The sequence below is a fragment of the Pelagibius sp. genome (assembly GCF_965249265.1).
In the GTDB taxonomy this organism is placed as follows: domain Bacteria; phylum Pseudomonadota; class Alphaproteobacteria; order Kiloniellales; family Kiloniellaceae; genus Pelagibius.
Genome location: NZ_OZ252224.1, coordinates 3,302,660 through 3,323,414, shown reverse-complemented (window position 1 = coordinate 3,323,414; position 20,755 = coordinate 3,302,660). Strand labels below are relative to the sequence as shown.

General features: G+C 62.5%; 18 protein-coding genes. 8 read left to right on the top strand and 10 right to left on the bottom strand.

Going from position 1 to position 20,755, the window contains the following annotated elements; translation table 11 throughout:
- Positions 1 to 25: 25 nt before the first annotated feature.
- The 6 genes from purS to ACP146_RS15810 form a co-directional block, all read right to left on the bottom strand.
- A complete protein-coding gene (gene purS, locus ACP146_RS15835) occupies positions 26 to 268 on the bottom strand; it encodes a phosphoribosylformylglycinamidine synthase subunit PurS (protein ID WP_422367717.1) in 243 nt (80 codons plus the stop codon).
- A 106-nt stretch (positions 269 to 374) separates the two neighbouring features.
- On the bottom strand, positions 375 to 935 hold the full coding sequence (locus tag ACP146_RS15830) for a YSC84-related protein (RefSeq protein ID WP_422367716.1): 561 nt from the start codon (positions 933 to 935) through the stop codon (positions 375 to 377).
- Between the two features lie 60 nt (positions 936 to 995).
- Complete coding sequence (locus tag ACP146_RS15825; protein WP_422367715.1) at positions 996 to 1,478, bottom strand: methyltransferase family protein; 483 nt, start codon at positions 1,476 to 1,478, stop codon at positions 996 to 998.
- Between the two features lie 137 nt (positions 1,479 to 1,615).
- Positions 1,616 to 2,110: a MarR family winged helix-turn-helix transcriptional regulator gene (locus ACP146_RS15820; RefSeq protein ID WP_422367714.1), complete on the bottom strand. Its 495-nt coding sequence runs from the start codon at positions 2,108 to 2,110 to the stop codon at positions 1,616 to 1,618.
- A 72-nt stretch (positions 2,111 to 2,182) separates the two neighbouring features.
- Positions 2,183 to 2,944, bottom strand: a complete 762-nt coding sequence (gene purC / locus ACP146_RS15815) for a phosphoribosylaminoimidazolesuccinocarboxamide synthase (protein WP_422367713.1) — start codon at positions 2,942 to 2,944, stop codon at positions 2,183 to 2,185.
- 216 nt (positions 2,945 to 3,160) lie between these two features.
- Positions 3,161 to 3,949, bottom strand: a complete 789-nt coding sequence (locus ACP146_RS15810; protein ID WP_422367712.1) for an NRDE family protein — start codon at positions 3,947 to 3,949, stop codon at positions 3,161 to 3,163.
- Between the two features lie 292 nt (positions 3,950 to 4,241).
- Between ACP146_RS15810 and ACP146_RS15805 the strand changes: the two genes are divergently transcribed.
- The gene (locus ACP146_RS15805; RefSeq protein ID WP_422367711.1) at positions 4,242 to 4,565 is read left to right on the top strand and encodes a DUF1476 domain-containing protein; all 324 of its coding nucleotides are present in this window, start codon (positions 4,242 to 4,244) and stop codon (positions 4,563 to 4,565) included.
- A 25-nt stretch (positions 4,566 to 4,590) separates the two neighbouring features.
- On the opposite strand, the gene purB is transcribed toward ACP146_RS15805, so the two are convergent.
- The 4 genes from purB to sfsA form a co-directional block, all read right to left on the bottom strand.
- Complete coding sequence (gene purB, locus ACP146_RS15800) at positions 4,591 to 5,883, bottom strand: adenylosuccinate lyase (RefSeq protein WP_422367710.1); 1,293 nt, start codon at positions 5,881 to 5,883, stop codon at positions 4,591 to 4,593.
- Positions 5,884 to 6,023: 140 nt separating this feature from the next.
- Complete coding sequence (gene radC, locus ACP146_RS15795) at positions 6,024 to 6,722, bottom strand: RadC family protein (protein ID WP_422367709.1); 699 nt, start codon at positions 6,720 to 6,722, stop codon at positions 6,024 to 6,026.
- A gap of 30 nt (positions 6,723 to 6,752) precedes the next feature.
- Positions 6,753 to 7,580: a type I methionyl aminopeptidase gene (map, locus tag ACP146_RS15790; protein ID WP_422367708.1), complete on the bottom strand. Its 828-nt coding sequence runs from the start codon at positions 7,578 to 7,580 to the stop codon at positions 6,753 to 6,755.
- A gap of 112 nt (positions 7,581 to 7,692) precedes the next feature.
- On the bottom strand, positions 7,693 to 8,394 hold the full coding sequence (sfsA, locus tag ACP146_RS15785; protein ID WP_422367707.1) for a DNA/RNA nuclease SfsA: 702 nt from the start codon (positions 8,392 to 8,394) through the stop codon (positions 7,693 to 7,695).
- A gap of 206 nt (positions 8,395 to 8,600) precedes the next feature.
- Between sfsA and ACP146_RS15780 the strand changes: the two genes are divergently transcribed.
- The 7 genes from ACP146_RS15780 to ACP146_RS15750 all read left to right on the top strand — a co-directional run bounded on the left by ACP146_RS15780 (position 8,601) and on the right by ACP146_RS15750 (position 20,577).
- Positions 8,601 to 9,149, top strand: coding sequence for a hypothetical protein (locus ACP146_RS15780; RefSeq protein WP_422367706.1), 549 nt, complete (start codon positions 8,601 to 8,603; stop codon positions 9,147 to 9,149).
- 5 nt (positions 9,150 to 9,154) lie between these two features.
- Positions 9,155 to 9,970: a competence/damage-inducible protein A gene (locus ACP146_RS15775; protein WP_422367705.1), complete on the top strand. Its 816-nt coding sequence runs from the start codon at positions 9,155 to 9,157 to the stop codon at positions 9,968 to 9,970.
- 70 nt (positions 9,971 to 10,040) lie between these two features.
- Positions 10,041 to 10,376 (top strand): hypothetical protein, encoded by a 336-nt coding sequence (locus ACP146_RS15770; protein WP_422367704.1) that lies wholly within the window; start codon positions 10,041 to 10,043, stop codon positions 10,374 to 10,376.
- A 51-nt stretch (positions 10,377 to 10,427) separates the two neighbouring features.
- Entirely contained in the window at positions 10,428 to 11,324 is an 897-nt protein-coding gene (locus ACP146_RS15765) for a pirin family protein (RefSeq protein WP_422367703.1), read from the top strand.
- A gap of 327 nt (positions 11,325 to 11,651) precedes the next feature.
- The gene (locus ACP146_RS15760) at positions 11,652 to 13,820 is read left to right on the top strand and encodes a hypothetical protein (RefSeq protein WP_422367702.1); all 2,169 of its coding nucleotides are present in this window, start codon (positions 11,652 to 11,654) and stop codon (positions 13,818 to 13,820) included.
- Positions 13,821 to 14,923: 1,103 nt separating this feature from the next.
- Positions 14,924 to 17,989, top strand: coding sequence for a hypothetical protein (locus tag ACP146_RS15755; protein ID WP_422367701.1), 3,066 nt, complete (start codon positions 14,924 to 14,926; stop codon positions 17,987 to 17,989).
- A gap of 374 nt (positions 17,990 to 18,363) precedes the next feature.
- Entirely contained in the window at positions 18,364 to 20,577 is a 2,214-nt protein-coding gene (locus ACP146_RS15750; protein ID WP_422367700.1) for a hypothetical protein, read from the top strand.
- The last annotated feature ends 178 nt before the right edge of the window (positions 20,578 to 20,755 follow it).

The following is a 20,755-nucleotide window of genomic DNA, read 5'->3' as shown; positions in this document are numbered from 1 at the left end:
GGGCATTTCTGCCGTCAGGCCCGGATCAGGCGTCCAGCTCGATGGCGTAGTTTTCGATCACCGTGTTGGCCAGCAGCTTCTGGCACATGGCCTCGACGTCGGCGCGGGCCTTGGCCGGGTCGGCTTCCTGCAAGGAGAACTCGATCACCTTGCCCTGGCGGACATCGTCGACGCCACCGAAGCCGAGGGCGCCGAGGGCCTGCTGGATGGCCTTGCCCTGAGGGTCAAGAACGCCGTTTTTGAGGGTAACATGAACGCGGGCCTTCATGGGCAGGTCGCTCCGACTCGCGGGTGGATGAAATCTGGCCGGAACTTAGCTGCGCCGACCTCCTGTGACAAGCGGCGGGAGCACCGGGCGGGCCTGCTTTTGCAGTCTATTCCGGGTTGATCGTGGTGATCTTGGTACCCTCGATCGTAACGCCCGCCATGAGGCCCTTCTGGTCGAAGAAGAAGACATAGATGTCGCCGCGCCCCGAGGTCGTGGTCAGCGATGCCCCGGCGCCCTTGTCGACCACCACAACATTGGGGGCGGTCCCGATCTCCCAGCCGTCGCTGTTGTCCAGGTAGCTGAGGCTGTCTTCTTTGAGGAAGTAGATGGCGTAGCCGAAGGTTTGCAAACCGGCCTGCAGCCCGAAGGAGGCCGAGGCGGTGCTGTAATAGCCGGCGACGGCGTCCGCCTGCATGAGGGCACCCTCGCCATACTGGCCGCCGATGATCAGGCCGCCCTTGACGATCTTGGGAAACACCAGGATGGCGGCGGCGTCCTCGGCCAGCCGCTTGGCCGCTTCCGAGGTCTGGTTCAACTGCTCCAGGGCCGTGCGGGAGTTCTTTTCGATGGTCGCCGCTTTCTCTGCCCTGGCAGTGCTGTCCTGAAACACCAGAACAGCGAAAGCGATCGTCAGAACAGTCAAAACGGTCGGGAACCTGAAGCGCATCGTTGCCTCCTTCGAATCCGGCAAAGGTGATGACGAAGCCCATCCTATAGCCCCGTCAGGCTAGAGCCAACGCCGTACCCTTTGTTTGTAGGCCCTGTAGGCTTCGCCGAACTTCCCCTCCAGGTAGCGTTCCTCGCGCCGGATCACCCCGATCTCCATAACGGCCAGGAGCGCCGGTAAAAGGGCCAGCGCCGCCAGGCTGCCGAGCCCCAGCACCAGGGCGAGATAGATGAGGGTAAGGCCGAGATAGATCGGATTGCGGCTGAAGCGGTAGAGCCCCTGGGTCACCAATGCCGTCGAGGGGCGGTGGGTCGGAATGTTGGTGCCCGCTTTGACGAAGCGCCAGGCTGCCGCGAACAACAGGGCGAAACCCGCGGCGCCCAGAACCGCGGCCGGAAGGATACCGGAGATGCCGGAGAGAGATGTCAGGGACGGCAGTCCGAAGGCCCAGTCGGCAGCCAGACCGGCCAGCAGAAAGCCGAGATAGAGCACCGGCGGATGGGCGATGACTCCGGCGTGATCCTCTTCCTCTCCGCCGCTCACCGGCCCGCCCTGCAGCGGTGATCAGAGCGTTTCATCCAAGACATGAGCTCACCTCTCTTTGACAATCTAGTTGTCGTTACGGCATCCTAAAAAATGACAATTAAATTGTCAATTTGGGTCGCTTGCGGTCTCGCTTCTCAGATATTTTCATCATCGAGTAGTGCGGAAAGATTGTCTTTCAAATCATTGATAATGCTTATACTTAATTCCAAGTCATGGAGGTCTTGTCCGGCGGAGAAGTCGCCGCAGAGCGCCATCAGTTCATTCGTAATCTCAAGATAAACGGCTTCTCCCTGTGGCGTCACTTCAAGCAGGCGGGAGCGCTTGTGGGCCGGGTTTTCGACAAAGGCAACGAGGCCTTCCGCCGCCATTTCGTCGGCCAGCTTTTGGATGTGCTGACGTGCTACCGGGCGGGCCCGGGCCAATTGCGGCACGGTCTGCGGTCCGCCCGTCTCGAGACTGTGGAGCAGGCCCCAGAGACCGCCACCCCAGGCAGTGACGCTGCCGTTGCGTTGACCGACGGCGCGTAGTTTATGGGCCGTGCTGACGATCGCCAGGAGCAGATCGAAAACGGCCCGGGTCTCGGCCGAAGGGCGGCGCGGTCTTGAGGTTCCGGATGAAGTCTTGATCATTCGGCAGGCCTAGCAAGGCTGCCGGGATATGACAACTGGATTGTCAGTTGGTGACGGCTGACGCCGCAGGCCTCACTGCATCAGGCGGGGCCCCTTGATGTCGATCGGACCGGCTTCCGGCAGCACGCCAAGACGGCGGGCGACCTCCTGATAGGCCTCCTCGACACCGCCGAGGTCGCGGCGAAAGCGATCCTTGTCGAGCTTCTCGTCGGTGGCCACATCCCAGAGGCGGCAGGAGTCCGGGCTGATCTCATCGGCCAGCACGATGCGCATTTCCTCGTCTTCCCAGAGGCGGCCGAACTCCAGCTTGAAGTCGACCAGCTTCAGGCCGACGCCAAGGAACAGCCCACAGAGGAAATCATTGATCCGGAGGGCGTACTGCAGCATCTCGTCGAGGTCCTGGGTGTTGGCCCAGCCGAAGGCGGTGATGTGCTCTTCCGACACCAGGGGGTCGCCCAGTTCGTCGTTCTTGTAATAGTACTCGACCACGCAGCGCGGCAGACGGGCGCCTTCCTCCAGCCCCAGGCGCTTCACCAGGGTGCCGGCGGCGATGTTGCGGACCACGACCTCGATCGGAATGATCTCGGCCTCGCGGACCAACTGCTCGCGCATGTTCAGGCGGCGCACGAAATGGGTCGGAATGCCGATGCTTTCAAGCCGCGTCATCAGGTATTCGGAGATGCGGTTGTTCAGCACCCCCTTGCCGGTGATGGTGCCCTTCTTCTGATTGTTGAAGGCGGTCGCATCGTCCTTGAAGTACTGCACGACGGTGCCCGGCTCCGGGCCCTCGTAGATGATCTTGGCCTTACCTTCGTAGATCTGTCTGCGTCGCATCGTTGGCACCCATTGTCTAGGATGTTGATCCTAATTGTTGGATTTGGATGGCCCGCCGGTCACCTCTGCCGACCCGTCCCGCCCCCTCGAAAGGGGCCCGTCATATAGCAGGTGAAGGGGGGCAAAACAATCGTCCCCCGAGGGGCCTTGCGCCGCCTCGGATTCGCGTCCCCAATTAATGTGCGGCGGTTAATCCGCGCAGGCGGTTTCCCGGGCTCAGATGGTCCCCGCCGCAGCCAGATTGACCGGCTGGTAGAGGTGCTGATCGGGGCGCCCCGGGGCGAACAGCCAGACCGGGTCGGGCCGTTCCTCGCCCGGCGCCAGCGGCGCGGCGGGCAGGGCGATGAGAGAAGAGGACACGGTCTGAAAGCCGCCGAGGTCGACGGTCATCGCGGCCTCCGGCGGTGCGTCGGGATCTCCGGCGGCGCTTCGGGTCATGATCGCCTGCCAGGCCCGCCAGTCGCCTCTATCCGGATCCGGTACACCGGCGGCTCGAAGGTCTTCCAAATGGCGCCGGGTCCGGGGGCTCGCAGGGTCGTTCAGGTCGTAGGCCGTCATCATGGAAAGTCCCTCAGCAATGGGTCGGACCTCCATGACCCGGGCTTCGGGGCCGCCCGGGTTCTTGATCCAATAGGCGTCGCGGTTGTCGGCGACCACCAGATTGAAGCTGCGGTAGGCGGCGGGGTTGAGGTCGGCCAAAGCCTCGGCGGCGACGGCGGCGTCGGCATGGTCGAGAGCCTCCAGCACCAACTCGCCGCGGCTGCGTTTGTCGGCGGCCGGGCCCAGGCTGCCCTGGCGGTTCAGGATCGCCGCCACCACTCCGTGGTCGTTGATCCCAAGCCAGGAGCCCTCGGCGGTGCGGTCGAGGCCGGCGAGGGTTTCCGGCCGATCGGCCCAGTGACGCCCGGGGGCGGCCCAGGGCCGGTCGATCATTTCGTCCCGGTTGGCGGCGAGCAGCAGAGGCCAGGCTTGGCCCGGGCGGCGCAGAAGAATGAGCGTACACATAGCGGCGAGTTTCCGGGCGGCAGGTTTCCGGGCGGCAGGTTTCCGGGCGGCAGGTTTTCCGGTCGGTTGCGGCGGCGGGCCGACCCGCCGTCTCCCCCTTTCCCACAGGCCGGCCCCCGACAGCAAGCGGTTTCAACCGGCGGCGAAGCTGGCTATAACTCTCTTATAGGATTCGCCTATGACGGGCTGCCTTATAGGCTTCGCCTATCACTGGACGCTACGGCTTGACGCAGCGATAGAGAACCGCCACCTGTTAAGAACGCAGAGACCCTTCCGGGAGACAAAAGGTCCGATGAGTACATTCAGCGAGCGCGAAAAGGCTTTCGAGGACAAATTCAAGCACGACCAGGATTTGCAGTTCCGCACCGAGGTGCGGCGCAACAAGCTCCTGGGCCAGTGGCTCGCGACCGAACTGCTCGACCTCGAAGGCGATGCGGTGGATGCCTACGCCAAGGACGTGGTGGCTTCCGACCTCGACGAACCGGGCCCCGACGATGTGGTGCGCAAGGTCATGGGCGATCTGGAAGCCAAGGGCGTCGATTTCACCGAGCACCGCCTGCGCACGCGCATGGAAGAACTGATGGTCGAGGCCAAGAAGCAGATCATGGAGGAGTAGAGGCCAAGCCTCTGCAGTTTCCGGCTCAACCGAAGACCCGCTTGAAGATCGTATCCACGTGCTTGGTGTGATAGGCCGGGTCGAAGCAGGCGGCCAGTGCCGCTTCGTCGATCCTGCCTGACACCTCCGGGTCCGCCTTCAGCAGTTCCAGGAAATCGCCCTCGCCGGCCCAGACCTTCATCGCGTTGCGCTGGACCAGGCGATAGGAATCCTCGCGGCTGATCCCGGCCTGGGTGAGGGCCAGCAGGACGCGCTGGGAATGGACCAGCCCGCCGAGCTGATCCAGATTCTCCTGCATCGCTTCGGGATAGATCAGCAGCTTCTCGACCACCCCGGCCAGCCGGTTGAGGGCGAAGTCGAGGGTCACCGTCGCGTCGGGCCCGAACATCCGTTCCACCGAAGAGTGGGAGATGTCGCGCTCATGCCAGAGCGTCACGTTCTCCAGTGCCGGCACCACCGCGGCGCGGACCACGCGGGCGAGACCGGTGAGGTTTTCGGTCAGGATCGGATTGCGCTTGTGGGGCATGGCCGAAGAGCCTTTCTGGCCCGGCGCAAAGAACTCCTCGGCCTCGCGCACCTCGGTGCGCTGCAGGTGACGGATCTCGGTGGCGAGGTTTTCGATCGAGGCGGCGATTACGCCCAGGGTCGCAAAGAAAGCGGCGTGACGGTCGCGGGGAATCACCTGGGTGGAGACCGGCTCGGCCTGCAGGCCCAGCTTTTCGGCGACATGCACCTCAACGAAGGGATCGATGTTGGCGAAGGTGCCGACAGCGCCGGAAATGGCGCAGGTGGCGATCTCTTCGCGCGCCTGTTCGAGGCGCTTTCGGTTGCGCTGGAAGGCGGCGTAGTGGCCGGCCAGCTTCACGCCGAAGGTGGTCGGCTCGGCATGGATGCCGTGGCTGCGGCCCAGGCAGACCGAGTTCTTGTGTTCCAGCGCACGCTCTTTCAGCGCCGCCAGCAGGCGGTCGAGATCGGTCAGCAGGATGTCGGCAGCCTGGGTCAACTGCACCGCCAGACAGGTGTCCAGCACGTCGGAGGAAGTCATGCCCTGATGCACGAAGCGCGCTTCCTCGCCGACGTGTTCGGCCAGGTTGGTCAGAAAGGCGATGACGTCGTGCTTGGTCTCGCGCTCGATCTCGTCGATCCGCGCCACCTCGAAGGCGCCGCGCTCCCAGACCGCCTTGGCGGCTTCCTTGGGGATCACGCCGAGTTCGGCCTGGGCGTCGCAGGCATGGGCCTCGATCTCGAACCAGATGCGGAACTTGTTCTCCGGTTCCCAGATGGCGGTCATTTCGGGTCGGCTGTAGCGAGGGATCATCCAAGGGTTTCCTGAAACAAGAGGCGTCCGGTCCGGAACGAGAGCAGGCCCCGAAAGGGGCCGCGGAAGGAAAGGAAAGACAGTGCTGCGAGGCCTGCTTTATAGCGCCGCGAGGGGTGTTTTATAACGCTGTGCGGGGCCTACAGCAAACCCATTGCCCGGAAACTGGCGTGGCCGGCGCGGCCGATGACCAGATGATCGTGGATGGCGATGCCCAGCTTGTCGGCGGCTGCGCGCAGTTCCTCGGTCATGGCGATGTCGGCGGGCGAGGGCTCGGGTTCGCCGGAGGGATGGTTGTGTACGAGGATGAGGGCGGCGGCGCCCAGCTCCAGGGCCCGCTTCACCACTTCGCGGGTGTAGACCGGGGTGTGGTCGATGGTGCCCTGCTGCTGCACCTCGTCGGCGATGACGCGGTTGCGTTTGTCGAGGAACAGCAGGCGTAACTGTTCCACCGGCTCGTGGGCCATGGTGATGCGGCAGTAGTCCAGCAGCTTGTCCCAGCCGGAAATGACCGGCGCCTCGTTCATTTCTTCGCGCGCCAGGCGGGCGGCGGCCTCCGGCACGATCATCAGGGCGGCGATGGAGGCCTTGCCCATGCCCGGCACTTTGGCCAGGGCCTCCGGGTTGGCGGTCAGCACCTTCGAAAGGCTGCCGAAGGCAGCCAGCAGCGCCTTGGCCAGTGGCTTGGTGTCGCCGCGCGGCTTGGCGCCGAAGAGCAGGAATTCCAGGATCTCGTGGTCGGCAAGGCTGTCGCCGCCGCGTTCCAGCAGGCGATCACGCAGGCGGTCGCGATGCCCGTGATAGTGAGGCTTGAGGTCCTTTGAGGGTGCCTCTTCCACCTGCCCTAGGCCGGCTTGCGGTGTTTTGCGTCAGACCTCATAGGGCGGGGCATGCCAGCCCTTGGGCGAGAGGGTGAAGATCTCATAGCCCGTCGCGGTGACGCCGATGGAGTGTTCGAACTGGGCCGAAAGCTTCATGTCGCGGGTCACCGCCGTCCAATCGTCCTGCAGGATCTTCACTTCCGGCCGTCCGACGTTGATCATCGGCTCGATGGTGAAGAACATGCCTTCGCGCAGGGCGATGCCGTCGCCCGGCCGGCCGTAGTGCAGCACGCTGGGCGCGTCATGGAAAACCTGGCCCAGGCCGTGGCCGCAGAAGTCGCGCACCACGGAGAAGCGCTGCTTCTCGGCGAAGCTCTGAATGGCGTGGCCGATGTCGCCCAGGGTCGCGCCGGGCTTCACCACCTCGATACCGCGCATCATCGATTCATAGGTGACTTCGGCGAGGCGGCGGGCCTTGATCTTGGGTTCGCCGACGTAAAACATGCGGCTGGTATCGCCGTGCCAGCCGTCGACGATGACGGTGACATCGATGTTGAGCGTGTCGCCGTCCTCCAGCCGCTTGTCGGGGCTGGGAATGCCATGGCAGACGACATGGTTCACCGAGGTGCAGATCGACTTGGGAAAACCGCGATAGCCCAGGGGAGCCGGGACGGCGCCGTGGCCGACGATGAAGTCGTGGCAGAGCTGATTCAGATCTTCCGTCGTTACACCCGGCTTCACCTCCGGGGTGATCATGTCCAGGGTCTCGGCGGCAAGTCTGCCGGCCCGGCGCATGCCCTCAAAGCCGGCTTCGTCGTGAATGACGTAGCCGCCGTCCCGCGGGCTGACTCTTTCTGCGCTGTAACCTTGCTTCATCTCTTCGACCCCTGTTGGGGAGTTGCTCTCCGAAACCGGCCCCAAAAAAACTGGCGCTCGGGGGCCAAATCTTACCGCAGTCTTCCTTAAAGAGTCGCGCTGCGGAAGCCGCTTATAGCCTTAAAGGCAGGGCAGCGTCCAACCTCACCGCCTCCGGCGATACGTTGCAACTATAGCACAGGACTTCAACCCCTTTTGCTAACGCCTGGCGAAGGGCGGCGGCGTAGACGGGATCGATGTCCTCGGCCACGGAGACGGCATCGCAATCGCCGCGCTGGACCAGGAAGAGCATCACCGCCCGTTGACCCTCTTGGGCAATTTTTGCGAGCTCCATCAGATGTTTAGCGCCGCGCGCCGTAACCGAATCGGGGAATTCCGCCAGACCGCCGCCGCGCTTCAGGGTGACCGACTTCACTTCTATGAAGCAGTCCGGGGCCTCGTCGCCCGGCAGGAGGAAGTCGATCCGGCTGTTGGACCCGTAGGGAACCTCGCGCCGCACCGCCCCATAGCCCTGAAAAGCCTCCAGGCTGCCCGCCTCCAGCGCTTCGGCGACCACCGCGTTGGCCCGCCCGGTATTGATTCCGACCAGCGCCCCCTCGGATTCGACCAGTTCCCAGGAGAATTTCAGCTTTCTCTTTGGGTTGGTCGCGGGGGAGAGCCATGCAACCGAACCGGGAGTGGCCAAACCCAGCATGGAGCCCGGGTTGGCACAGTGAGCGACGATTTCACTGCCGTCCGGCATTTCGATGTCGGAGAGAAAACGTTTGTAGCGCCGGATCAGACGGCCTTGGATCAGGGGGGCTGGAAAGTCCATTACGATGATCTAATTGAAGCCTCGAGGCGCTCAACCGTCAGGTGTTATCGCTCCGCGAAGAGTTAATGACATGGGCTTGCAACTTGCAGCCCGGGAAGCCACTCTAGGAATCACAGTCTAGCAATGCCTTTCCGCCTGCTCCACCCAGGCTCTTCGATCTGGGTTTGGAGGCGCCTATTGGACCTCGTCGCCGCAAGGGATTTTCCATGCTCGTCCAGTCAAGCCGCCGTTCGCTTTTGCTTATCTCCATCGCTTCCGCAGGTCTGCTGGCGCTGGCCGCCTGCACTTCGGATTCCAATGTACTCGGCGGCGACAACAGCGGCTCCGCTCCGCCACCGGGCAGCGTTGATGCCGGTGCGGCCGGTGGCGATGCCCTGCCGCCCCCGGGCGTGAGCGAAAGCGAACAGAGCGCGGGCCTGCCGGCGGCCGATGGCGAAGAGGAAGGCGGCGTGATCCTGAAGGGCCCCGACGGCTCCACCTGGCAGGTGCAGCGGGCCGAGGATGAAGAGGCCTATCGGGCCGACATCGAGGACTGCTATGCCTATGCATCGGCGCAGACGCGACGCGACGCCCAGATCACCGATGACCGTAACGCCGGGATCGACACGCTGACCAGCCAGTCGCGCTATTCCGGCCTGCGCCAGCGGGTCGACGAGTTCGACCTGCGGCAGCGCCGGGGGTCGTTGATGACCGGCTGCATGGAAGCCAAGGGCTATGTCCGCAGCGATGCCGTGCTGCCGCGGCTGGAGTTCTGAGTATCGTGACGGCGCCGACGATCACAGCCTGCCTGCTTATCATCGGCAATGAGATTCTTTCCGGGCGCACCCAGGATAAAAACCTCGCCTACATCGGCGAGGAACTGAACAGCATCGGTATCCGCATGATGGAGGTCAGGGTGGTGCCCGATGACGAGGCGGTCATCGTGTCCACCCTGAACGAGGTGCGCCCGCGTTTCGATTACGTCTTCACCACCGGCGGGATCGGGCCGACCCACGACGACATCACCGCCGACTGCGTCGCAAAGGCCTTCGGCGTGCCCCTGATCGTTAACCCGGAGGCGCGGGCGATCCTTGAAGCCCACTATGAACCGGGCCAACTGAACGAGGCGCGCCTGCGGATGGCGCGGACGCCGGAGGGGGCGACGCTGATCGAGAACCCGGTGAGCCAGGCGCCCGGCTTCCAGATGGAGAACGTCTTCGTAATGGCCGGTATTCCCGCCATCATGCAGGCGATGTTCCAGAGCCTGCGGCATCGTCTTGCCGGCGGCGCGCCGCTGCAGTCGAAGACCGTGACGATAGGTTTGGGCGAGGGCACCATCGCCGCAAGCCTGGGCGAGATCCAGACGCGGTTTCCCGCTGTCGAGATCGGCAGCTATCCGTTCAACCGGCAGGGTAACTTCGGGGTCAGGGTGGTGCTGCGGTCGACGGACGAGGCGGTGCTGGAAGAGGCTGCGGGTGCCGTCGATAAGATGATCGCGGCGCTTGGGGGTGACGGGGATTGGGAGCCGGGTGATCGCCCGCTCCAAAAAGAGCAGGGCAGCGAGGGAGCCGCCACGGGCGAGCGGGCTGCAGGCTGACAGTCGGGCATTTCGGGGGCAGACAGGACCCTGGCGGGTGAAGCCGGGGGAGAAAGAAGGGCTCAAGGCGATGGACCTCCTGCCGTTGCTGTTTACGACCGCTTTAGTGGCTTATCTGCTGGCCCTGGGCAGCGCCGATCTGGCGCGCTCCATCATCCGCGTGCTGGCTCTGCTGAGCGCCGCTTTCTGTATGGTGGCCTGGAGCGTCGCCCTGTTGTCCTATGGTGAATGGGGGCAACCCGTCATCGACGACTTCTATGCAACTTCCTATCTGGAAAGCCGCTTGGGCAGCGAACCGGCCGGATTGTTGCTGCTGGCTCTCGGCGTTGTGCCGATCTGCATGGGACTCTTCGAGATGTGGCGCCTGAAAACCAGGACTCCCTCGCTCGAACAGCACGAGCGTTAGACCGCCCCGGCGCGCCTCTGGGTCGGTCGGAGACCTTTTGGACAAAAGACAATGAACGACTCCCCCACGATCAAGAGCAACGATCCCGTCGAATTGACCATCGCCCCGCGCAGCCGCGACCTCGGCGGGTTTTCCGTGCGGCGTATTCTGCCCTATGCCAAACGGCGCCTCGTGGGCCCTTTCATCTTTCTCGACGAGATGGGCCCCGCGGAGTTTGCGGCGGGGCAGGGCATCGACGTGCGGCCCCATCCCCACATCGGTCTGGCGACGGTCACCTATCTCTTTGACGGTGAGATCATGCACCGTGACAGTCTGGGGGTGGTTCAGGCGATCCGGCCCGGCGCGGTGAACTGGATGACCGCGGGCCGGGGCATCGTGCATTCGGAGCGCAGCGGTGAGGAAGCCCGGGCGAGCGTTCAGCGTCTGCATGGGATGCAGTCATGGATCGCGCTGCCGCTGGCCCAGGAAGAGACCGAACCGGAATTCGTTCACTATCCAACGGCGGACTTGCCCGAGATCCAGCGGCCGGGTGTCTGGATGCGGTTGATCGCCGGCGCGGTCTTCGGCCAGTCTTCGCCCGTGCGGGTGTTTTCGGAGATGTTCTATGTTCATGCGGAGTTCGATGAAGGGGCGGCGCTGACACTGCCCGCCGACCATGCCGAACGGGCGGTCTACGTCGTGGGTGGCAGTCTGGAGATCGCGGGACGGCCGTATGAATCGAACACCATGGCGGTCCTTGCTCCCGGCGCGGCAGTGGAAATGACGGCAAGGGTGGCCAGCCGGGTGATGCTGCTCGGCGGCGCGGCCATCGACGGTCAGCGCCATATCTGGTGGAACTTCGTCGCCTCCACGCCCGAGCGCATCGAGCAAGCCAAGGCGGACTGGAAGGCCGGGCGTTTCGCCGCCGTGCCCGGCGAAGACGAGTTCATTCCCCTGCCCGAAAGCTGACGGCCGAATTTCCCAGAAAGATTGAACTTTACCCTGCTCCTGTTCGACCTAGGAGCGCAATCGGGCCGCTTGCCGGCCCGAAGGAACGGGGGGTGAGCAATTTTTCTGCTCGGCAACCCGTGGACGGGCGGCTGTTGGCGGCGACTGCGGCCGCCCGTCACCATCTTTTCGTCTTATTGCTTGGACGTTCCAGCGGGGCGGCAACGCCCGTGAAACCCGAAGAGGCGAAAAGGCTTCAGGTCGGAGTGAACCGCCCACCCCATACATGCGACCCACAGGCAATGGATCCGGAGTTACGGATCCAGGACAATTCGGACTTAGGAGAAGATGATGTGGGTCTCTTCGAGCCGCGGCGCCCGGCGCCGCCAAAGCCATGCGTCGAGCCGCCGCCATGGGAACCCGGCATTTCAACACTGTCTGATCGGCGCTGCCACCGTGGCGGCGGGCCTTTTGCTGTCGGCGCCGGTGTTCGCCGACGATGGTCAGATTTATGTCAAGCAGCTGTCCGCACCGTCTATCAAGGTGATCGGTAACGGTGCCATCTACACCCAAGTGGAAGACGGCACAGACGATGTCGTCGTTCATGTCCGGATCCTGCTGGATGCCGGCACCGTCGGCCGGGTCAAGACTTGGAGCGCCTGGGCGCAGGGCAAGATGAGTTCGGGTCAGTGGTTCGACTTCAAGGACAACGGGCTTACGGTCTCCTACCCCGTCGGCAGCCGCCCGAAAACAGTCGACCGTGACGAGGCCTTGGTAATCCCGCGCTCGGTCTATTCCGCACTTGCCGCGGATGCCTGCAACCAGAACGCCGCCGATCTGCGGGCGGATGGCATATCCAATTTCGACATCTTCGGTTCCGACCACCTGGTCAAGGTGCCTGTCAGAGGTGCGCTGACCTACGAGATGTCAGGTGCCGCCGGCGGTATCGTCCCACCGCAAGAAGCCGCCCTCGATCCGGAACTCATGGTGACCTGCGCGAAGATAGAGTTCGGCCCTCTGACTACCTTGACTCTGAATCAAGTGGCGGACTCGGCGCTGGCCATCACCGTGACGAGCAACATCTCGGTCTGCCGCCTGAACGCTGCCGGCAGCATCACGAGTCTACACCCGAACGAAACGGTGAGCTTCCGCTACGTCGATGACAAGGGTGAAAAGAGCGGCGTCAAGACCGTAACGACGTCCGCGGCCAAGATCGCCAACTTCACCCATCAGCTTCCGCTGACGGACGACGGCGGTGCCATGAGCGGCAAAATCCGCATGGTCGGCGAGAGTTCGAATTTCCAGTCCCCTTGGGTGGACTATGCGGTAACCTGCAACGCGACGGCAGCGCCCGGCGGCAAGACGACCGAGTTGCCGCCGACGATCGAGATCCTGGAAGCTGAAACAAAAAAAGAAGTGGTTCTCGGAGAGCGTTGGTCCTGCCCATCGCGCATCTGGGTGCGCGGCCAGGTCTCAGGCAGGGCCCAGGGTGCAGCCACGGTTCAGCTCTTCGGCAATGACTCACTGCTGGAGATCCGCCAGTTTGATCTCGAAGCGGGCAGCGAAGACAAATTCGCTGCTGGTCACGATATCTCGTGGCATGGCGTTTCGGCGGCAAGCGAAACCGCGCCGAACCAGCTAGTGATCTATCGAGCGATCGTTCGCGCAAATGAGGGTACTGCCGATGTTTTCGTTGCCGACGAAGACGAGAACGAATTGCGCTTGATTTGCCATCCGGTCTGGCCGGAGCCGTCGATCAAGGTGAAGGTCGTCGAGTCCGTCCCCGTCGGCGGGCGGTTCCTCTGCCCAAGCCGTTACCAGGTGATCGGGAACCTCGTCGGCCGCAGCGATGTCTCCGGCACAGTAGTACTCTTCGCTGAACACAAGAGCTTCGGGCCGGTTCCTTTTGCCCTGAATGCGGGTGTCAATCTGGATATCGTCGCGCCCTCTGAAAGGACTTTGGCGTGGAAAGGCGTCGGGCTGGTCTCTGCCGTGGGACCGCAACCGACCCCGGAGCAAAAAATACACCTGAGCATGCAGGTCTACGGGAGTTCCGGCAGTACTCTTGAGATCATATCCAAGGACGAAGTCATGAAATGCACGCCGGTGGCGGGAGTCGTTCCGGACAGCAGCGCACAGTTGCCGGGCAATCCGCAGGTCGGGCTTCCCGCCAGCGCCGTTCAGGTTGCCGGAGGAAAGGTGCGCCTTATTGGCGCGAAACCGGGCGCCATCTATGCTTTGCGCTTCTATCGTATGAAGCTTGTAACGGATCCTTACCTGCCGACAAAGATGGCCAATGGTGTGGCCAACCTGAACCTCGCAAAGATGAAGCCTGGTCAGTGGCGGGTGGAGGTTTGCGCCACCCGCAATGGGCGCGGACTCCAGATCCTGCCGAATACCTGCAGGGAGCGGCGCTTCGAAGTGAAGCATGCGGCGCCCGGAGGACCCGGAAAGCACATGCAGGAACCGAAGCCCGACAATTCGACGGTCTTCCCGGGGGGTAACCCCTGGCAGTAATGCCCTGACGGTCCGTCCTCTGAGGTCCGGAGGGCGATAGGGAAGCATAAGGGCGGTTGCCATGGCGGCAGCCGCCCTTTTCTGTGGCCGGGCATCCAGAGCGCCCGTTGTGTGGAACTGCCAAAAAAGAGCCGGGAGGACTCCCCTGAGAGGAGAGTCGTTCCGGCTCTTTACCAAGGTTGGCCTCGTTCCTGCGATCTTGCATTCGCCTTGTGCGGTTTCGCGGGTTCCAAGACGGCGACTTTGCCATTAAGTCATTTCCCGCAAGCGCCTGCCGCGAAGGGTCACCCACATGGCATCTTCTCGGATCACGCTCTTGCCGTCTGGTCAGGATAGGCCAGGCGGCAGGCTTGAGCAATTGGTCTGCTCGGTGCTTGCAGACGGGCGGCTGTTGGCGGCGACTACGGCCGCCCGTCATTTTACTTCCTTTTCTTGAACTGAACGCCTGCGCCATTGCGGCGGCGGGTGCTTCATTGTCGCCCGAACACCCGTTCATCCGCACTTGCCGCCAGGCCCTCAACAATTTCGTTTAGCGCTATTCACAGACGCGGGTTTATGGAACGCGCCGCCGGCGCTATTTAGAAAATTCAGAACTCAAGTGCCGACCGCGAAGGGTCACCCACAGGGCATCTTCCCGGAAACCGCTCTTGCCCTCGGGCCGCTATCGGCCTGTTCGAAGAGCTATGCAGTTGGTCTGCTCGGCACTTGTAGGCGGGCGGCTGTTGGCGGCGACTGCAGCCGCCCGCCGTCTATCCTTCCCATCAGGCCGAACGTTTCGAGCCGAACCAAGGCCGGAGGTCCGGTTCACGGCTCTCCTGACCCTTCCTTTTGTGTTGTCGATGCGCGCTATCGATGAAAGGCATCGGCCAAGGCGCCGGGGATGGGCTCAACAAATTCGTATAGCGCTATTCGTACTCGGGGGTTCAAAGGTCTGCCGCGGCGATATATCCAGGGAATTTGGGGGTTTCCTGTTGCCTTTGTGATGGGGATCAGAGGGGTTTCGCCGCTGTCCGGTTTTTGAACACCGGGCCGCTTGAAAGCGACTTAAGGGCAACCACTCGGCCTTTGGCTGAGGTTCCGATCATCACTGTCGAGGAAAGACCATGCCCAGCCGCTTCAACGTCCTTGCACATGCCCGCGAGATGGCCAGCGTGATGCGCTATACACCTGGCAAGCGATCTGGGCGCGGCCTGCTGGCCGCCGCCGCGCTGGTCGTGACGATGTTCGCCGGCAATCCGGCTATGGCGGACTATGGTTCTGTAGAGCTAGCCCATTTGGACCCTGCAGAAATCAGGGTGCTGTATCACGAGGGGGAATACGCCAGGGTGCTGCTATCCGCCCCGGCGATAACCGGTGAATTGGACGTGGACTTCGACGCCGAACTCATCGGGCGCGTCAAAGCCTGGCATGCCTGGATCAGCATCCTGGCAGAGGGCTTGGAGGAAAAGCAGCAGTTCCCGGAGCTCGGTCATGCGGTGACTTACCCTTTCGGGGAGCGGCCCACGAGAGTGCAGGGCAGCTTTCCCTTCTCTATTCCGCGCGCCGCCTATGAAGCCCATGTATTGGAGGCCTGCAACGCGCGCGCCGCACATCTGCGAGACACCCAGGGTCAGTCCGACGAAGAGATCTTCTCGGCGGAGCACATCATCGGTATCCGTGTCAGGGGTGAGTACACCTATGAGATGACTGGTCCGGATGGCGCCGACGGCAAAGGTCGAGGGCTGGTGTACGGTATCTGGTCCGACGACGATGGCCCCAGGGTCCGGATCGTCTGCGAGAAATCGGCATCGCTGGTCACGCCGCCGGTGGTGCCGGAAGTTGAAATCGCCAACCTGAAGGTCGTCGGCAATGACAGTGCCGCCGCCTGCTCGGTTTCGATGGTCGCCACCATCCGGACGAATGCGCCGGGTACAGAAGTGGATTTCCATTTTGAAAGTGGGAGCGGCCAGAAAAGCGAGACTCATACTGTGGTGACACCCGGGAACTCTCTTCATCAGAAGGCCTACACTTACCGGTTGTCGGGGACGGGGCTGCAGACCGGCCAGGTCCGGATGGTGATCGAGGGTGAGGAAACAAAGTCGACCTGGGAGAACTACGAAGTCAATTGCGTGGCCAACGACTTCGCTACCCTGCTGCCGCCGAAGGCCACGGCGTTGAGATTTGAGGTCGAGAAGGAGGTTGCCCACAAAGGCAAGGTTTGCCCGGCAGTCATCGCGGTCATCGGAAGCATCGAAGGCCGTGGCAAGAGTTCGGGTAAGATTGCGCTTGGCGCCGACGGGAATCAGATCGCCGAATGGTCGTTCAAGGTCACCGGCAATGAGACTGTCGCTTTCAGAGGCAAGCATCAGATCTCCTGGCATGGAAAACCCGCGACGCAGCAAGACATACCCTTGACCATGTTTGTCTATGGGCAAAAGCCGACCAATAACGGCGACAATGAAAACAACGAAATAGGCAACGAAGCAGCGGCACCGGAGGCCCCTTCTCAAGCGCCCCTGCAAGACGCCTTGCAGAAGATGGTGTCCGTCAGCTGTACAGATGCCGAGCTTGCGTCTAACGACCCAACACCACCGCTGCCGACCTTCTCTCCGACGTCGGTCGGCGAAAGGATGTATCAGGGCTACATCTGCCCGGCGGAGATTGTTCTGGACGCTCAAATCCTCGGTAGGGATCCTTTTGAGGGCAGGGCGGTCTTGATTGCCAGGCAGCAGCCGTCGTTGTTCGAATCCCAGTCGCAGGTGAAGGAATACAGCTTCAGCATCGTGAAGGATGAGGAACTGGCGTTGCCCTTCCAGCCCGAAGTGCGGTGGAGCAACGTGCCCCAGATCGGGGACGCACCGCCCAAACAGACGATGGATCTCTCGTTTCAGATTTTCAGAGCCGGCGGCGTCTTGGTCTCGGTCGAGCGGCCGCTGGAGGTGAGCTGCAAGACCGTGAATTTCCCGACCGCCATCAACATGGCCCCGCCCAAGGTGCACAGCCTGCAGGTCATACGCACGACGGATGAGATCCTTTATCAGGGCCGTATCTGTCCGACGAGAGTGAAGCTCATCGGTGCTTTTACCGGCCAGGGTTCCGCGTCCGGCAACGCCTTTCTGGGCGCGGACGGAGGGCTTCTGACAGAAGAACCTTTTACCATCGAAGACGGTGTGACTGACACCATTCTCGGTGAGCACACTCTCAACTGGGTGGGCGTCGAGAGCCCTTTTCAGCAGGATGTCGAGTATGTTTTGCGCCTCGACAATGCCGAGGGGGTCGAGGTGGACCGAGAGACGGAGACGGAGACTTTTGCATGCCGTAATCCGGAGCCTGTCCGGGGTGATACCGACCGGGTGGATGGCCTTTCTTCCAACGCAACACCGCAACCGCAGTCGTACAACCTCTCCATATCGGAACTCGGCAGTAAGATCCGGAACGGCTACGTCTGTCCGACGAAGATCGGCATGGGTGGTTTTGTTCAGAGCGGCAGCGAAGGGTTCTCCGGTTCGATCAGTTACTTTGCCGGGGCTGTGCTGCAGCACAGCCAGGGGGTGAACCTGGGTCCGAATACAGGCCAGGGGCAAAGTGTCGAGCATGTGCTCGACTGGGACGCCGGTGCCTTTCCCGAGAAGGATGTGATCTATGCTTTCAAGGTGGAGAACCAGTACTGCATCGAGGTTGGCTCCGAGGTGGTGACCAAGCGCATCGCCTGCGAGAAGATCGAGACCAATCGCGATCCGGCCGTCAGCGGTCTGTCCTCCGGCGGCTCAAATGCTACTCATGCGCCGACGAACGAGGTAGTGGGGCAGGTCGCGCTGCAGACCGCTCCAGCCTTCGCGATCCAGGCGCCGAAGGGCCGGGTGCGGGCAGGCAGGATCCAGCTTTCCGGTGGCCCGGCGAACGCCAAGTATGACCTGCGCTTCTACCGCGGGGACGAGCGCGGCTACAGGTCGGTGCGCTCCGCCCAGCTTCCCCGGCAGATGACCGGTCGCACGGCGACCTTTAATCTGAGGGCCCTGAGCGGCAGCCGGACCTGGCGCATCGAGGTCTGCCCGGCCGGCACCAAGGACAAGAAGGCCTGCCAGTCCTCGGACTTCCAACTGCCGCGGCTGAAAGGCGCCGGCGGGATGAAAGCCCCCGCCAATCCGGCCACAACCAAGGTCTTTGTCATGCCCGGTCTGGGCGGGTGAGGGTTGGCCGGGTCTTTCTCCTAGGACCCGGCACAACGCCGGTCGCGGCGGCTGCACGCCCAGCCAGTCGCCGTGACCGGTAACCTTAACGTCTGATTCATGGGCGATGCGGAGAGTCCGGCGATCTCCTTGATATCGCTGGATGTCGGGCCGTCGCTGCAAAGCTGCATAGGCTTTGTGCGGTTTCGCCGGTTCATGGTGCGGGGAATTGTCTGTATCCCAGCCGCCGCAAGGGTTGCCACCTCTTCATTCCGTCCAGATCCGCCTAAGCAGTCCGCTTGGCGCATTGAACCAATGATTCGGCGGTGACGACAAAGTCGCAGCTTTCCGGTCTTAGGCCGGTTTCTGTGAATGATGGATGTTAGGAGAGATCCATGCTGGGCCAATCGTTGAAAACGCTGTTTCCGCAGAGTGCGGGAGCGGCAACCCGCCGCCGTCGCTTCATGGCTGCGACCGTTTTTGGTGCTGCCGTCACGACAGCCGGACCGGCCGCCGCGGACTCCTATTCGTTTGATGTGGTTGCGCTGAACAACCCGCTGATCACCGTCGCCTCCAACATTGACGAATACACCGCGCTGCAGAACGGCTCGTCGATTGCCGGCACCATCAGGGTGGAACTGGATGCCGGCCTGTCGGGCCGCGTGAAGTTCTGGAGCACCCGGCCGGTGATGGGATATCAGAGCAATGAGAGCCCGGGTTGGGTTGCTGCCTGGGGTAACTTTCACACCGCCGGTAGTTCGCAGAGCTATTCCGTACCGCGCCCCAAATCGGTTGACGAACAGGTGCCGTTCTCGCTGCTGCCTGAAGAGTATGGGTCAACCATGGTCGCTGCCTGCGAGAACCATGCCGACAAGCTGCGGGACCAGGGCATGAGCAATACGGAGATCTTCGGTCAGGACCGCTGGATCCAAGTCGCTGTTTCGGCCTGGGGTGACTACGAAATGACTGGGATTGAGGGTGCGCCCTTTCTGCCGGAGGTGACCGGCTGGAACCAGTACGACAAAGTCACTGTCATCTGTAAAGGTGATCCGGCCGACCTGGGCCCGGTGGCGAACGACATTACGGCTGCGACCTTGAACGCAAACGACGACCAGAGCGTCCAAGGCAGCTGCGAACTGCAGCTCTCCGGCTCTATCACCTCCAGCGAGCCGAACACTCAGGTGAAATTCCTCTATGTCGATGACAAGGGCCAGCAAAGCAGCCTGAAGACAGTGACGACCAATGCCGAAGGCGTGGCGGTCTTCGAGCACGACTACCCGGTCAATGCCAATAAGTCCGGCAAGGTCCGGATGATCGGCCAGGCGCCTCCCTTCTTCTCCAACTGGGCTGACTACGACGTCAAATGCGGCGGGCCGAGCAACGAGAAGGTGAGCGCTTTACCGCCCAAGGCTGCGGTGCTGACTGTCGCGGTGGATGAAGAGGTGTCGCACCAGGGCAAGGTCTGTCCGGCGGTTATCACTGTCATCGGCCGGGTCGATGGCCGAGGTAAGGCCTCGGGCACAGTGACGCTCGGCGCCGCCGGCAATCAGCTCGCCGAAAAGCCCTTCAGCTTCGAGGACGACGAGAAGAAGGTCTTTGCCGGCAAGCATCAGATTTCCTGGCAGGGAAAAACCACGACGCAGCAGAACGTGCCCCTCACGATGATGGTGCACAATGCTCTGGGCGACGTTGTCGATTCTCTGCAGAAAATGAAAAACATTGAATGCCGCAACCCGGTGGTGAGTGGCGCTCTCGAGGGCGGTGCTGACGAGCTCGCGCCGAATATCCCGATGCCGAAGGCGGTGTCGCTGTCGGTCTCGCCGCTCGGCAAGAAAACGCAGAACGGCTATGTCTGCCCTGAAAGAGCTTACATGAGCGGTACAGTCAGCGCCGATGCGAACGGGTTCTCCGGCACCGCTGGGTTCTTTGCCGGCGGTTCGCTGAAGTATGAAATGCCCGTGGAACTGGCCCCCAATCACGGCCACGGCACCAGTTATATGCACGAACTGGACTGGAGCAACGGGCCCTCAACGCAAACCGTGCTCTACGCGCTCAAGGTGCGGAATGAATATGGCAATGAGGTTGGCTCGAAGGAGGTTATCGAACACTTCGTGTGCCAGAAGATCGTCACCGTGGGTGTTGTGAACAATGCAACCGAGGGGTATTCGATCGGCAAGCCGAAGCCGACACATTCGCAGCAGGCCGGCAAACCTGTCGCAGTCGGCAAGGCGACACTGCTGCCCGGTGCGGCCTTCGCGATCCAGTCGCCGAAGGGGCGCGTCAGGCAGGGTCGGATCCAGTTGTCCGGTGGCGAGCCGAATGCCAAGTATGCTTTGCGCTTTTATCGCAAGACCGGGAAAGGTTTCCAGCGCGTGCGTTCGGCAAAGCTGCCGAAACAGATGACGGGCGTTAAAGCCAACTTTGACCTGAAGGCGCTCAGCGGCAGCCGGAACTGGCGTCTCGAAGTCTGCCCGGCGGGCAGCAAGGATAAGAAAGCCTGCAAGATGTCGGACTTTCAACTGCCGCGGCTGAAAGGCGCCGGCAAGGTGAAAGCCCCCGCCAGCCCGGCCACCACCAAGGTCTTCATCATGCCGGGGATCGGCAATTAGATCGCTCGCCGATACAATAAAAAAGCATCGTTTGGCGGGCGCCTGGCCGGAGATCGGCCGGGCGCCCGTTTTTCTGCCTGTGACCCTAGGCTTTGGTTGATCGTTGCAGAGCAGCCAACCAGCCAAGTGTTGGCTCGATAGGTCGCTGACACCTCCGCCGGAATTCGGCAGCCGGGCA

Coding starts and splice junctions, on each gene's coding strand:
- ACP146_RS15810 (WP_422367712.1), bottom strand. CDS start 3,949: ATGTGTACGCTCATTCTTCTGCGCCGCCCGGGCCAAGCCTGGCCTCTG.
- ACP146_RS15750 (WP_422367700.1), top strand. CDS start 18,364: ATGCTGGGCCAATCGTTGAAAACGCTGTTTCCGCAGAGTGCGGGAGCG.
- sfsA (WP_422367707.1), bottom strand. CDS start 8,394: ATGGACTTTCCAGCCCCCCTGATCCAAGGCCGTCTGATCCGGCGCTAC.
- ACP146_RS15760 (WP_422367702.1), top strand. CDS start 11,652: ATGATGTGGGTCTCTTCGAGCCGCGGCGCCCGGCGCCGCCAAAGCCAT.
- map (WP_422367708.1), bottom strand. CDS start 7,580: ATGAAGCAAGGTTACAGCGCAGAAAGAGTCAGCCCGCGGGACGGCGGC.
- purB (WP_422367710.1), bottom strand. CDS start 5,883: ATGATCCCTCGCTACAGCCGACCCGAAATGACCGCCATCTGGGAACCG.
- ACP146_RS15780 (WP_422367706.1), top strand. CDS start 8,601: ATGCTCGTCCAGTCAAGCCGCCGTTCGCTTTTGCTTATCTCCATCGCT.
- ACP146_RS15830 (WP_422367716.1), bottom strand. CDS start 935: ATGCGCTTCAGGTTCCCGACCGTTTTGACTGTTCTGACGATCGCTTTC.
- purC (WP_422367713.1), bottom strand. CDS start 2,944: ATGCGACGCAGACAGATCTACGAAGGTAAGGCCAAGATCATCTACGAG.
- ACP146_RS15805 (WP_422367711.1), top strand. CDS start 4,242: ATGAGTACATTCAGCGAGCGCGAAAAGGCTTTCGAGGACAAATTCAAG.
- ACP146_RS15765 (WP_422367703.1), top strand. CDS start 10,428: ATGAACGACTCCCCCACGATCAAGAGCAACGATCCCGTCGAATTGACC.
- purS (WP_422367717.1), bottom strand. CDS start 268: ATGAAGGCCCGCGTTCATGTTACCCTCAAAAACGGCGTTCTTGACCCT.
- ACP146_RS15755 (WP_422367701.1), top strand. CDS start 14,924: ATGCCCAGCCGCTTCAACGTCCTTGCACATGCCCGCGAGATGGCCAGC.
- ACP146_RS15770 (WP_422367704.1), top strand. CDS start 10,041: ATGGACCTCCTGCCGTTGCTGTTTACGACCGCTTTAGTGGCTTATCTG.
- ACP146_RS15820 (WP_422367714.1), bottom strand. CDS start 2,110: ATGATCAAGACTTCATCCGGAACCTCAAGACCGCGCCGCCCTTCGGCC.